Annotated in this window: 13 protein-coding genes; 7 read left to right on the plus strand and 6 right to left on the minus strand. The window is 72.7% G+C overall.

The window, feature by feature from the left end:
• Window positions 1–6: 6 nt before the first annotated feature.
• Window positions 7–2,463, minus strand: a complete 2,457-nt coding sequence (locus ABT342_RS15790; RefSeq protein WP_351572933.1) for a SpoIIE family protein phosphatase — start codon at window positions 2,461–2,463, stop codon at window positions 7–9.
• A 238-nt stretch (window positions 2,464–2,701) separates the two neighbouring features.
• Complete coding sequence (locus ABT342_RS15795) at window positions 2,702–4,234, minus strand: helix-turn-helix domain-containing protein (protein WP_351572936.1); 1,533 nt, start codon at window positions 4,232–4,234, stop codon at window positions 2,702–2,704.
• Between ABT342_RS15795 and ABT342_RS15800 the strand changes: the two genes are divergently transcribed.
• From ABT342_RS15800 to ABT342_RS15815, 4 genes are read left to right on the plus strand one after another with little or no spacing between them, the layout of a single operon-like run.
• The gene (locus ABT342_RS15800; protein ID WP_351572939.1) at window positions 4,215–4,388 is read left to right on the plus strand and encodes a hypothetical protein; all 174 of its coding nucleotides are present in this window, start codon (window positions 4,215–4,217) and stop codon (window positions 4,386–4,388) included. The genes ABT342_RS15795 and ABT342_RS15800 overlap by 20 nt on opposite strands.
• Window positions 4,385–4,735, plus strand: a complete 351-nt coding sequence (locus ABT342_RS15805; protein WP_351572942.1) for a GNAT family N-acetyltransferase — start codon at window positions 4,385–4,387, stop codon at window positions 4,733–4,735. Before ABT342_RS15800 ends, ABT342_RS15805 begins: the two co-directional genes overlap by 4 nt.
• A gap of 17 nt (window positions 4,736–4,752) precedes the next feature.
• Window positions 4,753–5,211, plus strand: coding sequence for a GNAT family N-acetyltransferase (locus ABT342_RS15810; RefSeq protein WP_351572946.1), 459 nt, complete (start codon window positions 4,753–4,755; stop codon window positions 5,209–5,211).
• Window positions 5,212–5,252: 41 nt separating this feature from the next.
• Window positions 5,253–5,420, plus strand: a complete 168-nt coding sequence (locus tag ABT342_RS15815) for a hypothetical protein (RefSeq protein ID WP_351572948.1) — start codon at window positions 5,253–5,255, stop codon at window positions 5,418–5,420.
• 17 nt (window positions 5,421–5,437) lie between these two features.
• Here the strand turns inward: ABT342_RS15815 and ABT342_RS15820 are convergent, their stop codons facing one another.
• Entirely contained in the window at window positions 5,438–5,782 is a 345-nt protein-coding gene (locus tag ABT342_RS15820; RefSeq protein WP_351572950.1) for a hypothetical protein, read from the minus strand.
• A gap of 167 nt (window positions 5,783–5,949) precedes the next feature.
• Complete coding sequence (locus ABT342_RS15825) at window positions 5,950–8,259, minus strand: SpoIIE family protein phosphatase (protein ID WP_351573182.1); 2,310 nt, start codon at window positions 8,257–8,259, stop codon at window positions 5,950–5,952.
• A gap of 519 nt (window positions 8,260–8,778) precedes the next feature.
• Here ABT342_RS15825 and ABT342_RS15830 point away from each other — a divergent pair.
• A complete protein-coding gene (locus ABT342_RS15830) occupies window positions 8,779–9,243 on the plus strand; it encodes an SRPBCC family protein (protein WP_351572953.1) in 465 nt (154 codons plus the stop codon).
• Between the two features lie 132 nt (window positions 9,244–9,375).
• Here ABT342_RS15830 and ABT342_RS15835 read toward each other — a convergent pair whose 3' ends face one another.
• Window positions 9,376–9,555, minus strand: coding sequence for a CsbD family protein (locus ABT342_RS15835; protein ID WP_351572956.1), 180 nt, complete (start codon window positions 9,553–9,555; stop codon window positions 9,376–9,378).
• 107 nt (window positions 9,556–9,662) lie between these two features.
• Window positions 9,663–10,727, minus strand: coding sequence for a PP2C family protein-serine/threonine phosphatase (locus tag ABT342_RS15840; RefSeq protein WP_502965542.1), 1,065 nt, complete (start codon window positions 10,725–10,727; stop codon window positions 9,663–9,665).
• Window positions 10,728–11,043: 316 nt separating this feature from the next.
• On the opposite strand from ABT342_RS15840, the gene ABT342_RS15845 reads away from it, so the two are divergent.
• Window positions 11,044–12,012 (plus strand): cyclase family protein, encoded by a 969-nt coding sequence (locus ABT342_RS15845; protein ID WP_351572962.1) that lies wholly within the window; start codon window positions 11,044–11,046, stop codon window positions 12,010–12,012.
• Window positions 12,013–12,174: 162 nt separating this feature from the next.
• On the plus strand, window positions 12,175–14,997 hold the full coding sequence (locus tag ABT342_RS15850; protein ID WP_351572965.1) for a SpoIIE family protein phosphatase: 2,823 nt from the start codon (window positions 12,175–12,177) through the stop codon (window positions 14,995–14,997).
• The last annotated feature ends 42 nt before the right edge of the window (window positions 14,998–15,039 follow it).

A 15,039-nucleotide genomic window follows, 5' to 3' on the forward strand; every position in this document is an offset into this window, starting at 1 on the left:
GGCGCCTCACCGGCCTGCTTCATCAGGTCCAGAATCCGCCTGATGCTGACCCTGCGCAACCGTCGGAGGCTGCGGGTGGAGCAGGAGCAGGGCGATGTCGTCGCTGCGGGGACAGGCGTGCGGGTCGGGCCGGATGAGTGTGTCGGCGAGGGTGTCCAGGGCCTGGTCACGGGCCTGTGCGAGCCGGTCGGCGAGGGCGGCGATGGCGTCGTCGAGGTCGATGCCGGGGGTTTCGACGAGGCCGTCGGTGTAAAGGGCCAGCACGGCGCCGGGCGGCAGGGGGATCTCGGTGGCCTGGTAGTCGGCGGCGGGGTCGATGCCGAGCAGGAGGCCGGGCGGCACGTGGAGGACCTCGGTGTGTCCGTCGGGGTGGCGCAGGAGCGGCGGGGGGTGGCCTGCGCTGGCCAGGTGGGCGCGGTGGCGGGCGAGGTCCAGGTGGGCGTACAGACAGCTGGTGAACAGGCCGGGGTCGAGGTCGGTGAGCAGGCGGTTGGTGCGGGCGAGGACTTCGCCCGGGGGCGCGCCGGCGGTGGCGTGGACGGCGGTGCGGACCTGGCCCATGAGGGCCGCGGCGTTCACGTTGTGGCCTTGTACGTCTCCGATGGCGGCGGCGACGGTGGTGGCGTCGCAGCGGATGAGGTCGTAGAAGTCGCCGCCGATGTCCATGTCGTGGGCCGCGGGCCGGTAGCGGGCGGCCACCTCCAGTCCGGGCACGGTCGGAAGGGTGGCGGGGAGCAGGCCGGTCTGCAGGCCGTGGGCGAGCTGGTGTTTGGCGTCGTAGAGACGGGCGCGGTCGAGGGCCTGGGCGATCAGTCCGGCGAGGGAGGTCAGGACGGCGCGCTCGTCGGGGGTGAAGGGGTGGGGCCGGTCGTAGGAGAGCACCCAGCAGCCGACCGGGCGGCCGGAGGCGATCAGCGGCAGGAAGGCCCAGGCGGCCCGGTGCGTCAGCCGGGCGATGTCGGGGTTGAGTTGGTCCATTTCGTGGGGGGAGGCGAAGAAGAGGGGGACTCCCGTGGTCAGCGCGCGGACGGTGGGGGCCGTTTCGTCCCTGAACGGGGGGAGGTCGAGGCGGTCCATGACCTCGGCCGGGTATCCGCGGTAGCCGACGATCCGCAGTCGGCCGCTCTCGGCCACGGACACGACGAAGCCCTGGGCGTCGAAGGCGGGCATGATCTGGTCGGCGGCCAGCTCGACCACGTCCCGCGCGCTGACGGCCTCGGTCAGCGTGGCGGCCAGGTGCATCAGGTCGTACAGGGCGCCCGCGCGGGTCGGCGGGGAGCCGCTGCCGCTGCGCCCGGTCCTCGCGAGGTCCGCGGGGGTGGTGCTGTCCGTGGGGGTGATGCAGACACTGATGCCGGAGGCGTCCGGGCAGAGCTGGAAGGACAGCCACTTGTCCGGTGGGCGCAGGACGGTGAAGGACATGGGCTGGCGGCTGATCACCGCGGCCCGGTAGCGGTCCTCGAAGACCGGGTCGTCCAGCCACGGCAGCGCCTCCCACAGCAGCGCACCGAGCAGGTCCGGGGCGCTGCCGCCGACCAGGTCGACGGCGGCGGCGCTGATGAACGTGATCCGGCCCTCCAGGTCCAGCGCGCAACAGCCCTCCGGGAGACGGTCGACGAAGGCCACCGCGGCGAGCGCCTCGACCGGCCCGGCCGTACGGGTCCCGGGCGGGGCGAGCACGTGCGGCTCGCCCCCGGGCAGCACCGGGTGACCGTCCTCGGCCGATCGCTGCAGGAGGGCGCCCATGCGGTCACAGACGCTGCCGACCACGTCGCGCTCGTGCGCGCTCAGCTGCGGCGGGCGCGAGCCGGGCCACAGCAGGATCAGCCCGCCCCATGCGGTGGCGCCGGTCGCCACCGGCGCGGCGGCCAGCGCCACGTGGTAGGGCAGGACGAGCGCGGCCCGCGGGTAGCGACGCGCCAGCTCCGTCTGGCTGCCGAGCCACACCAGCTGCCGTCGGCGCACCGCGTCGGCCACGGGAAACGGAGCCGCCAGCGCCACGCGTTCCCAGGGCGCGGCGGTCTTCGGCGGGACCCCGGTCGTGGCTGCCAGGCGCAGTACCTGCTCCCCCGGTGGCAGCAGGTAGAGCAGGCTCGCGGACGCGCCTGTTTCCCGCACCGCCGGGCGCAGGAGCGGGGCCAGCAGCTCCGGGGCGGAGTCGGCGGCCGGGGTGGCACCGTCCCGTATCCCCCTTCCCTCCTCCTTGGGGGGATGCCCGCGCCCGAAGCGGCTCCTGGCGGCCTCGCCGCTGATCCCCAGGCCGGCACCGATCCGCGCCCAGCCGGCACCGGCCTGCCGGTCGACCAGCACCGCCTGCCGCACCAACTGCTCCGCCAGCCCCGGTACCTCCGCGACGGATGCGCAGAGCGAGCCGGCGGCGGCGCTCCGCTCCGGGGACGGATCGCCCGCTCGCTGCGCTGCCGTCTGGACCCGGGCCAGCAGATCGACGCCGGCCATGACCATCGCCTGCCGCGTCTCCGCCGCGGCCCGCCATCGACGCCGCGCCCGCCAGGCCGCCTGTCGGTGGGCCGGACTGCAATAGCGTCGGTTGCCGCCGGCCCGATCCGGTAGCGGTGCATCGCACCAGCCGCACCGAGCATCACGCATATTGCGCACAATACGCCCGTATGGGGTGACGATGCCGCGTGGAGCGCGGGCGCCTGTCTCAGCCGAGGAGCCGGGCTCAGTCGAGAAGCCGGTCTCAGCCGAGGATCCGTGGGAGGTCCGTACGGGAGGAGATGCCGAGTTCCGGGAAGGCGCGGTAGAGGTGGTGGCCGACCGTGCGAGGGCTCAGGAAGAGCTGGGCGGCTATTTCACACGGTTGGAGGCTCCCGTGGCGGCCAGCCGGACCACTTCCCGTTCCTGGGGGCTGAGGTGGTCCCGCGGCGTGTCCGCGGCACCTCCCGGGTCGATGGTCCCGCCACCGGCCCGCAGTTCCGTGCGGGCGCGCTGCGCCCACGGCTGGGCCTTGAGTCGCTCGAACACCGTCAGTGCGTCGCGGAGGTGCCGGCAGGCGTCGGCGGGCGCGGCGGGCGCGGCGGAGCCATTCGCCGTAGAGCAGCTCGGTGCGTGCCCGTTCGAACGGCTGGGCGTCGTCGCCGTACTGGGCCAGGGCGGCGGTGGAGTGCTGCTCGGCGTCCTCGTCGGAGGCCGTCAGGGCCCGGCAGCGGTGGGCGAGCGCGGTGGCCGCGGGTTGCCGGGCGGCGGCCGCCCATCGGTCCAGGAGCGTCATGGGCTCGTGTGTCCGGTCACGGTGCCCGGCGCGTACCGCTGCTTCGACGAGGTCGGGCAGGAGGAAGACCGACAGCACCGGGTGGCTCAGGCGGGCGCGCGCCGCCTCCAGGTGCGCCAGTGCGCTCTCCGCCCGGCCGAGACCGAGGTCGAGGAGTCCCAGGGCCTGGTGGGCGTGGGCGGCCGCCGGGCCGATGCCCTGGGTGTCGGCGTCGTCCCGGGCGGCTTCGCCCTGGCTGTGGCACTCTTCCGCGTTCCCCTGGACGGCCGCCAGTGTGGCGAGGGTCGCCCGCAGATGGCTCGCGCGGTGGTGGAGGCCGGAGGGCTCCGCGATGGTGAGTCCCTCGGTCGCGGCGGCGCGGGCCTCCTCGTACGCCGCCCGGGACAGCTCCGCCTGCGCGAGGAGGTGCAATGAGGTGGGCAGCCAGCCGACCGCCTCCTGGCACCGGCTGTCGGCGACGCACGCGACAGCGATCTCGAAGGCCGTGTCGTGGTCCGCCATGAGCTGCCCGTAGGTGCCGGCCAGAACCCTTTCGGCGAATCCCGCCTCCCCTGCCGTGGGTTGCCGGCTCCGGAGCACCGCCCGCGCGCCGAGGGGGTCGGTGAGGGCACGCATCACTGCGTGGTCCGGCGAGCGGGGAATACGGGCGCCCACCTCGTCGTTCAGGACCTGGTCGCCGGAGGAGTGCGCCGCGTGGACGGCCTCGGCCAGCAACGGAAGCGAGAGGCACGGAAGAGCGGCGGCCTGAGGTTCCGGCAGCCGTCCCAGGCGGTCGGCGACGGGGTACACCAGCTGATGCAGACCGCTGAAGGCCAGCTCCATCTCGGCCTCGATGCCCACGGTCCGCAGCACGCGGCCGAAGCCGGCGACCTCGACCGCGTACTCCAGCAGCGCCGTCTTGCCGATGCCCGCCTCACCGTGGATCAGCAGCGCACCGAAGATCGGGCTCAGTTCGATCCACTCGACCGCAGGAGCCGCCCTCGTGCCCGAGCACGTCCACATCACCCCGCTGCACCGCGTATCGGTGACCGACACCGCCGCCTGGCATCAGGTCGTCGCCGCGTCCATGGCGCACGATCTGCCCGGTGTGCCGCCTCTGGCCCCGGCGAGGTCCACGCCCAGCTCACCAAGCCGGGGCTGGACAGCCACCGGTTGACGCGGCTGGCCAACGGGCCGGACGGCGCCACGCTCAGGGTCGCCGGTCTTCGCCTGTTCAGCGCGCCCGGCAGGGAGCACCTGGCCGAACTCCAGCTGCACGTCGCCCCCGAGCACCGGCGCCGGGGTGCCGGTTCACAGCTGCTCTCGGCGGTCGTGGCAGCCGCATGCCGCAGCGAGAACCGGCGGAGCCTCGTGGTCGAGGCCGCTGCCGACGGTCCGGGCGAGGCGTTCTGCGAGCGGTGGGGGTTTCGCCGGGTGCTGACGCTGAACCATCTGCTTCTGCGTCTCGACCGCACCGAGGGAAGCGAGCGGGCCGGCGAGACCGCGCCCCCGGCTACCGGCTGACCGACTGGACGGGCACGGTGCCCGAGGACCTCGCGGACGCCTTCGCCACGGCCAAGAACGCGATGAACGACATGCCGGTCGGCGAGCTGGACCACGGCTCCGTGCGGTGGGACGCCGAACGCGTCCGCACCATGGCCCAGGTGGTCGCCGACCGCGGTGAGACGCTGCTCACCGTCGCCGCCGTGCACGACGACGGCACCATGGCCGGGTACAGCGAGATCGTGATCCCCGCGGGCGCGGCGGAGCGAGCTCTGCAGTACGACACCGCGGTCGTCCCCGCACACCGCGGTCATGGCCTGGGCCTCCGGGTCAAGGCGGCCATGCTGCGCCGGCTGCGCGCCGAGCACCCCGGCGTCGTCGAGATCGAGACCGACAACGCGGAGGACAACGTCCACATGCTCGCGGTCAACGAGCGTCTGGTATTCCGCTCCTACCGCCGCACGCACGAGTACCAACTCGACCTGCCCACCGCCTGATCCGTGCGCGGGTTACCCATCCCGTTCCAAGGAGCCTCACCATGAACGTCACCCGTTCCACCGTCTCGCTCACCGTCTCCGACATGGACGCCACGCACGACTTCCTCACCACGCACCTCGGTGACGAGGTGGCCATGGCCGACGACGGCTTCGCCTCCCTGACGCGGACCGACGCCGCCGTCGCCGTCGCCGTCGCCGAGGCGGAGTGACCGGGGGCCCGTAGCGGTCAGCGCGCGGCGGGAGCCGACTCGTCGAGCTCCCACGCGTGCAGCTTGAACTCCCGGAGGAAGTCGGGGTGGTCCTCCCAGTTCCGGGCGATGCCGCGCAGGACGTCCCAGTTGTGCTCCAGGGCCTGGTCGACGACGTTACGCATCGCCGGCTCGGCCGTCGCCCGCTGCTCGGCGAGGCCCTTGACCGCCGTGGCCGCCCTCACGGTGTTGAGGAGCGCGCGCAGAGCGCGCGAGGTGTCGTCCATACCGAAGCCGTGCTCACTGCCCGTCTCAGCGTCGAACAGCGGGCGGAGCCGGTCCTCGACGAAGGCGGCGATCCGCTCGAAGTGCTGGACGTGCATCAGGGTCTCCTTCTCCTGCCGCAGGGGCCGTCCCCCGCGGCGTTGCGCGTAGTTCAACCTGGTGGGCAATGAGCTGACCGGGCGCCAGCACATCCTTCGGCCGACGGCAATCATCCCCTGCCGGCCCGCGTCCTGCGGACACGGCCTCCCCGCCGCCGCTTCGGCGCTCAGAGGGCCAGCGCCGCGAACACGTCCTCCGGCGCGGCATCCAGGGGCTGTTCGGACCAGATGACCTTGCCGCGGGCCGTGTATCTGGTCCCCCACCGCTCGGCGAGCTGGGCGACCAGGTACAGCCCCCGGCCGCCTTCGTCGGTCGTGGCCGCGTAGCGCAGATGCGGTGCCGTGCTGCTGCCGTCGGAGACCTCGCAGACCAGGGTGCGGTCGCGCAGCATGCGGACGTGGATCGGCTCGGTGCCGTAGCGGACGGCGTTGGTGATCAGCTCGCTGAGGATCAGCTCCGTGGTGAAGGACAGGCCGTCGAGTCCCCACGCCGCCAGCTGCTCGACGCACGCGGAGCGCATCCGTGAGACGGCGGCGGGGTCGGCCGGGACGTCCCACGTCGCCACCTGATCGGCCTCGAACAGGTGCGTACGTGCGACGAGGAGCGCGACGTCGTCGCACGGGACCGCCGGGGCCAGCGCGTCGAAGACCGCTCCGCAGAGCTCTTCCGGGGAGCTGTCGGCGGTGGCGCGCGCCAGACAGTCGCGCAAGGCGCCGAGTCCGTCCCCGATGCCGCGGTGACGGTCCTGGACGAGCCCGTCGGTGTAGAGCACCAGCTGGTCCCCCGCCGCCAGCCGCAGTTCCGCCGCCTCGAAGGGCAGCCCTCCCACCCCGAGCGGCGGCCCCGCGGGCAGGCCGACGAAATCCACACCGCCGCCGGCTCGTACGAGCGCGGGCTCGGGATGACCGGCCCTCGCCATGGTGCAGGTCCCGGAAACCGGATCGTAGATCGCGTACAGGCAGGTGGCGCCCGTGACGTCGACCGCCTGCGGGGTGCCGGCGCCCGCCTGGTCCAGGCTGATGACGAGGGCGTCGAGGCGGGCGAGCAGCTCGTCGGGAGGCAGGTCGAGGCTGGAGAAGGTGTGCACGGCCGTCCGTAGCCGGCCCATGGTGGCGGCGGCCTGCAGGCCGTGGCCGACCACGTCGCCGACGACCAGCGCGACGCGGAATCCCGGCAGGGGGATGACGTCGAACCAGTCGCCGGCGACGCTGTGGTGCGCGGGCAGATAGCGGTACGCCGGTTCCAGGGCGCTCTGCTCGGGCAGGCCGTGGGGCAGCAGGCTGCGCTGCAGCGTCTCCGCCATGGTGTGCTCGCGGGTGAAGCGGCGGGCGTTGTCGACGGAGACGGCGGCGCGGGCGACCAGTTCCTCGGCGAAGGCGACGTCGTCGTCCCCGAACGGCGGGGAGGGCTCCGCGCGCCAGAAGTTGACCATGCCCAGGATGAGGCCGCGTGCCTGGAGCGGTGCGGAGATCAGTGAGTGGATCCCGTACGCGAGGATGGCGTCGGTGTTCCGCGGATCACGGGCGCGCCAGAAGTGCGCCTGGTGCAGATCGGCGGCGAGCGCGGCGTGTCCGGTCTCCAGGCTGTTGCCCTCGGGAGTCGCGGGGAGGAAGCTGATCATCGATCCCAGGGGGTAGAGCGGTGGGTCGTCCCTGATGCCGCTCATGGCCGTGCGGCGGATCTTCGGTCCTCCCGCCGTGCCCGTGCCCGGGGGCGGCTCGTCCCCGTGCAGCACGGGGTCGGCCAGCTCGACCGTGGCGAAGTCCGCGAACCGGGGGATCGTCACGTTCGCCAGCTCGTGCGCGGTGTGCACCACGTCCAGGGTGGTGCCGACCCGCACGCCCGCGTCGTAGAGCAGTTGCAGACGGTCCCGGGCCAGCTCGGCCTGCTCGTACATCCGTGTGATCCCGTCCGGGCCGAGGCCGAGCGTCTGACGGTTCAGCCGCCGCCTCACCAGTGCGGCGCCGGCCATGCCCAGAACGAGCGCGGCGGCGGCGCCGCCGAGGAGGAGCGGCAGCTCGCGGCCCACCTCGGCGCCCACGCGCTCGACGGTGACGCCGACCGAGACCAGCCCGATGACCGAGCCGTCGGGTTCGCGGACCGGCGCGGTCGTGTCCACGGCCGTGCCTATGGGCGTGGCGAGGCTGCTGGTGTGCGGGCCCTTCAGCGCCTGCTCGTACGGGCCGTAGACGTGCCGGCCGATCAGCTCGGGATCGGGATGGGTGTAGCGGATTCCCTGGGGGCTGAAGATGACGACGTAGTCGAAGTCGGCGCTCCGGCGTGTCTCCTCGGCGACCGGTTGCAGCGTCGCGGTCGGGTTGCCGCTCTCCAGGGCGCTCGCCGTCCCGGGCGCCGCCGCCAGCGCGACGGCCGCGGCCCGTGTGCCGTGCTCGGCGGCCCTCGTGGTGGAGGTCCGGGCCTGCAGGATCAGCGCCGCCAGCGCCGCCGCCACGAGCAGCACCGTGACGGCCAGCATCCAGAGGAACACCTGCCCGGCCACGCTGCGCACCCCCAGGGGGTGTCTTGTGGATCCTGCCGGGCTCGCGTGCCCTGGTTCCGCGCCCTGATCCGACCTGATCCTCAAGACACCCCCTGGCCCCGAGCGCGGGCGGAGCCACCGCGATCGGTGTCTCTCTGGTCTGTCCACGTCCGTGTTCCCAAGGGCAGGGCTGCGCTCGTCGTGCGTCCGGGCTCGTCGTGCGTCCGGGCCGTTCCCGTGCGTCCGGGTCCGCGTCTTCCACGCTAGCGCTGTGACCGGAAAGGTTCACCGGCTCGCGACGCCCGGCCCGGCACCGCGCATGCCGGAGCGTCCCGGCGGTCCGGGCTCCTGACGCCGGTGCGCGAGCCCTCTCCCCGAGTGCCGTCCCTGAGCCGCCGCCCGATCCGACGCGCGCGGAAGCGGTAGGTCGGCCGATACGGGGTAGCCGCTGCATTGTGGCCGTCCCGGGCGGCGGACCCGCTGCTCACAGCGCGGTCACCGAAAGGAGTCACAGCCATGACCACGGTGAAGGAATCGGTCGAGGTCGACGTCCCTGTCAGCACCGCCTACAACCAGTGGACGCAGTTCGAGGAGTTCCCGAACTTCATGGAAGGCGTCGAGGAGGTCAGGCAGCTCGACGCCCGGCACAACCACTGGACCACCAAGATCGGCGGCGTCCGCCGGGAGTTCGACACCGAGATCGTCGACCAGCTTCCGGACGAGCGCATCACGTGGCGCACCACCGGCGGCGACACGAAACAGAAGGGCATGGTCCGCTTCCAGTCCCTGGACGAGACCCACACCCGCGTCGAGCTCGTCATGGACGTCGAACCGGCCGGCGCCGCGGAGAAGACCGCGGCCATGACCGGAATGATCGACCGGCGCGTGAAGGGTGACATGCGGCGCTTCAAGGAGTTCGTCGAGCACCGGGGCGACGAGTCCGGAGGATGGCGCGGCCGCATCAGGCCGGGAATGATGTGAGGGCCGGGCGTCACGCACTCCGTCTCCCCCGCTCCGGGTCCCGGGCCAGGCGCCCCCGCCCGCAGCAGTCGCACCACGCCGCGGACCCGCAGACCAGTGGCCTGCGGGTCCGCGGGCCTGGCGGGTCGGCGGTCAGTGGTGCCGCGTCCGCTTCCGTACCTGTTCGGCGGCCTTCTCCGCCAGCTCGTGCGCCTTGCCGCTCAGCATCTCGCCGCGGCCCTCCCGCTTCATGGACTTGTCGCCCGTGGCCTTGCCGAAGGTCTCCTTGAGTTTGCCCTTCAGCTGTGTCGTCCTGGCCTTGCCCTTGCTCATCAGGATCGCTCGTCCTCTCGGATCCGGCGGGGGTGGAGCCCGATGGGCTCGCACTTGCGTTCACCCTGCGCCCACCTGCGGGGCAGCGCAAACCGGCGGGGGCTTCTTCATTCATCGGGTCCCTCGTCGACCCGCTCGACGAGGATCATCGCCACGTCGTCCGCCAGATAGCCCTCGGTATGCCGTATCAGTCCCTGATGCAGTTCCTCCAGGAACTCCGACGGGGTGCGGGCGCGCACCGCTTCCATGGCCGCGGGCAGGGCGAAGAAGTCGTCGTCGCGATCGCGGGCTTCGACCACACCGTCGGTGTACAGCAGCAGACGGTCGCCCGGGGTGAACGGATAGCTCTCCGTCTCCCCGGGAGGACCGGTGATGAACTCCTCCAGTCCGAGGGGCGGCATGGGCGAGGTGGGCATCAGGGCTCGGGTCTTGCCGCCGTGCAGCAGCAGCGCGGGCGGATGGCCGCGGTTGACCACCTCGACCACGGGTCTGTCCGGCACCTGGGCCACGAGCACGGTGACGAACCCCTCCACCAGGGCCACGTCGTCGACCGCGCCCGGCACGACGCAGTCCCGTTGCAGCGCGGCCCCGCAGTGGTTGATGACCTCCACCAGCTCGTCCTCGTAGTGCGCCGCCTCCCGGAACGCGCCCAGCACCGCCGCGGCCGCTCGTACGGCGGGCAGCCCCTTGCCCCGGACGTCGCCCACGATCATCCGGACCCCGTAGCGGGTCTGCACGGCCTCGTACAGGTCCCCGCCGATCTGTGCCCCCGTCTCCGCCGCGAGGTACATGCTGGCGGCCCTGACCGGGCCCAGCCGGGTCGTCGGAACGGGCCGCAGCAGGACCTCCTGTGCCGCCACGGCGATCCTGCGGACCTGGTTGAGCTCGTTCTCCCTGCGCGTACGCACGGCACTGCTCGTCGTGATGCTGGCCACCGACACCAAGGTGAGAGCCAGCAAGTTGGTGTAGACCTGCTGGCCGCCCCATGCCTGGTTGTGGGTCGCGGTGACCACGCTCACCGCCAGCGCCAGCAGCGCTGCCGCGACGGTGCCCTTGGGGCCCATCGTCACCGCGGCCAGCGCCGGCGTCGCCACCAGGAGGGGGCCGGTGTACACCACGTGTGCAGGTGAGAGCTCGATGGCCATCACGAACAGTGCGATCGCGAATGGCACACACTCCACGAGTCTGAAGAGCACCCTGCTATGACCGCCCGCTCCTGGTCGAGGGGCTGGGCGGAAGAGCGACCGCATGCATACAGCCTGCCTCGCAGCGGCTCATCGCTGCCACTCATCACTCCGCACCGTGTGGGCAGCGCGCAACGGGGCATGCGCCGATCCGTGACCGCCGATGGCGGCAGCGCGCGCTCCCGGGCAGGATGGCCGCACCGGGGCCGATGGCGTACTGCGCACCCAGGCGCCGCGGCCCGCCGGCCCGGCCCTCCGATCCGTGGAGCGCCGAATGCGGAGCGCTGAGGAGCGCTGAGGACAGATGGGCAGCAACCTCGCCGGTGGTCCGGCTCCCCCGCCGGGCGGCCCCGGCAACGGGCCCCCGGTCTCCCGTGAGGAGTTCGACGCGCTCTTCGACGCGGTCCGCGCATGGGGCCGCTGGGACCGGGCCGGCCGCGGCGCCTGGAACCGGGTGACACCGGACCACGTGCGGCGAGCCACCGCCCTGGTCCGGTCCGGGACGGTCGTGCCGATGGGGCTGCCCTGGAACACCCGGCCCGAACCGGACAACGCCAAGCCGGCCCTGCACCACATGTCCGACCTCGGCGACACGGAGGCCCCGGAGCCCTCCGCGTACAAGGACTTCATCGCCGTCGACTACCACGGCAAGAGCGTGAGCCATCTCGACGCCCTGTCCCACATCGCCTACCAGGGGCGGCTCTACGACGGCCGCACGGCACGCGAGGTCGTCGACTCCGGCGGCGCGCGCTTCGGCGCGGTGGCGGCGCTCGGCGCCCTCGTCACCACGGGCGTACTCCTCGACCTGCCCGCCGTCCTGGGGATCCCCTGGCTGGAACCGGGGCAGGCGGTGCACGCGCGGGACATCGCCGAGGCGGAGCGGGCACTCGATGTGCCGATCGGGGACGGCAGCGCGGTGCTGCTGCGCTCCGGCCGCTTCCGCCGCCGCCGGGAACTCGGCCCCTGGGATTCCGGTGCGGCGAGCGCGGGCTTCCATGTGGACGCCGTGCCCCTGCTCGCCGAGCGCGGTATCGCGCTCCTCGGCGGCGACGGGGACAGCGACGTACGGCCCTCGCCGGTCGAGGGCGTGCACTCCCCCGTCCACGCCCTCGCCATCGCCGCGATGGGGGTGCCACTGCTGGACAACCTCGATCTGGAGGCGCTGTCCGCCGCCTGCGCCGAAGCGGACCGTTACGCGTTCATGCTCGTCGTGACGCCGTTGAACATCCCGGGTGGAACAGGCTCGCCCGTCAATCCGGTCGCGGTCCTGTGAGGGCCGACGCCCCCTGCCACCAGCCCTGATTGCCGTACGTCGGAGCGCCGTACCGTAGTCCCATAGAGCCTTATTCAGCCGAAAACTGGGCATATACTCAAAATGAGCAAGTGATCATACACATCCGGTATCGCGGACGTCCCCGTAAGGGAAGTGATGCAGATGGGGGTCGCGGGAGACCACGTCGGCCCCGCCCGTTCCCGTGAGCGATTCCTCCAGGGTGAGTCGGTGGAGGGCAGCGTCAGAAGCCCGATCCTGAATTCGTGGCAGCGCTCCCTTTTGCTGGGCCTCTCACCGGACCAAACCGAACTCCCGTACCGGGACGATTTCGATCCGGACAGCCGGCTCGTCCGTGCGGCGCTGCCTGTGCTCGACCGGCTGGCCCTGCGGTTCGCGGGCAGCCAGATGAACATCTCCCTCGCCGACGGGAACGGAACGGTGCTCCAACGCCGTTTCGGGGAACCGTCTTTGGCCAAAAGCCTCCCGAGCATCCAGAGCGTCCCGGGCTACGTCTTCGCCGAACGGTTCGCGGGGACCAACGGCATCGGACTCGCACTCGCCGAAAGGCGACTCGTCCAGGTCTACGGCGCCGAGCACTTCGCCGAGCGCTCCCAGTCGAGCGCGTGCTCGGCGACCCCCATCCGCGATCCGCTCAGCGGGTGCATCGAGGGCGTCCTCTGCTTCGGCTTTCCGCGCAGCTACGCGGACCCGGCTCTGGACGTCCTGATCTGCCAGGCCGCCGAGACCATCGAGCGGCGGCTGATGGAGCAGAGTTCGGCGCGGGAGCGCGGGTTGCTGCGGACGTATCTCGATGCCAGGGAGCGCGCCCGCACCGGGGAGGCCGGCGAGGACGGCCGGCTGATCACCATGGCGGACCTGGCCGGCAGCGGGCTGGACCAGCGCGATCAGACGATCCTCAAGGAGAAGGCCACCGAGCTGCTCTGCTCGACCCGGCTGACCGCCGTCGACGTCCTCCTGTCCCACGGCAGGGGGGTCACCCTCATGAGCCGTCCGGTCACGAGCCACTCCGGGGTGGAAGGCATCGTCGTCGAGGCCGTGCTCCCCCGCCACCCGCCGCCGCACCACCTGGCCGCCGCGCCCCACGCCGGCCGACCGGCCGGCCCCCTCCCCCGGATCGCCACCACCACCGTCGTCCCGCCGCCCGGGCACCTTCCCGGCGGCGCGCCCGGCCCGGCCGCCGGGTCCCACCAGAGCACCGGGCCGCACTCGGCAGGCCCCGACGACTCCGCCCATGACGCGGTCAGAGGACTGGTGCTGGTCGGCGAGCCGGAGGTGGGGAAGTACGCCGTCGCGGCCCGACGCCGGCTGGAGCTGCTGGCCGAGGCCAGCACCCGCATCGGAACCACCCTGGACGTCAGCCGTACCGCCTGGGAACTCGCCGAGATCGCGGTCCCGCGCCTGGCCGACTACGTCACCATCGACGTGCCCGAAGCCGTACTGCGCGGCGAGGAGTCCGCCGATCCCCGTACGGAACTGCACCGCACGGTGGTCCACGGCATCCGCGAGGACTGCCCCTTCTACCCGGCCGGCCGGCGGGTGGAGCTTCGCGCCACCACTCCTCATATGCGATGCCTGGCAAGCGGACAGGCCGTGCTGGAACCCGACCTGAGGTCCGCCGCCGGCTGGATCGCCCAGGAGCCCGAGCACGCCGAGCGGATCCTCGCGCGGGGCGTGCACTCCCTCGTCTCCGTCCCCCTGCTCGCGCGCGGTGTCCTGCTGGGCATCGCCAGCTTCTACCGCTCGGAGGATCCCGCCCCCTACGGCGACGACGACTGCTCGCTGGCCCAGGAACTCGCCGCCCGCGCCGCCCTCTGCATCGACAACGCCCGCCGCTACACCCGCGAACACACCCTCGCCCTGGCCCTGCAGCGCAGCCTGCTCCCTCGCGGCCTTCCCGAGCAGGACGGCGTCGAGGTCGCCCACCGTTATCTGCCCGCCGAATCCGGAGTGTGCGGCGACTGGTTCGACGTCATCCCCCTCTCCGGGACCCGTATCGCGCTGCTCGTGGGCGATGTCGTCGGCCACGGGCTGCACGCCGCCGCCACCATGGGCCGACTGCGCACCGCGGCGCGCAACTTCGCCGAACTGGAACTCGCGCCCGACGAGCTCCTCACCCATCTGGACAATCTCCTGGTGCGCCTGGACCGGGAGGAAGGCGGTGAGAACGCCGCCGTCGGCAGCACCGGCTTCGTCGGCGCCACCTGCCTGTACGCCATCTACGACCCCACCTCGCGGCAGTGCACCATGGCGCGCGCGGGCCACCCCCCGCCCGCGCTGGTCCACCCCGACAGCACCGTGACGTATCTCGACCTGCCCGCCGGACCACCTCTGGGCCTCGGCGGGCTGCCCTTCGAGACGGCCGAGATCCAACTGCCCGAGGACAGCACGCTGGTCCTCTTCACCGACGGACTCGTCGAGGACCGCCACCGCGACATGGAGGTCGCCCTCGAGCAGCTGCGCCAGGCGCTGGCCCGCCCGCACCGGACGCCCGAGGACACCTGCGAGGCGGTCATCGACGCCGTGGCGCCCGACCACCCCGACGACGACATCGCCCTGCTCGTCGCCCGCACCCACGCCCTGCCCCCCGACCGGATCGCCACGTGGGAGCTGCCCGCCGCCGATCCGGCCCTCGTCTCGGACATCCGCGCCGCCGCCACCCGCCAGCTCGCCCAGTGGGGGCTGGACGAGGTCGCGTTCGCCGCGGAACTGCTGCTCAGCGAGCTGGTCACCAACGCCGTCCGCTACGGGACCGAGCCCATCCAGGTGCGCCTGATCCGGGACCGCGCCCTGATCTGCGAGGTCTCCGACGGCAGCAGCACCGCCCCTCATCTGCGGCGGGCGGCCACCACCGACGAGGGCGGGCGCGGGCTGTTCCTCGTCGCGCAGCTCGCCCAGGCCTGGGGCACCCGGCACACCACCCACGGCAAGGTCATCTGGGCCGAGTGCGCCCTGGACGCGGCGTGAAGCCGAGCCGGCGCATTCGCCGCTGACGCACTCGCCCATTGG

It is taken from the genome of Streptomyces sp. NPDC000410 (assembly GCF_040300305.1).
Taxonomy (GTDB): domain Bacteria; phylum Actinomycetota; class Actinomycetes; order Streptomycetales; family Streptomycetaceae; genus Streptomyces.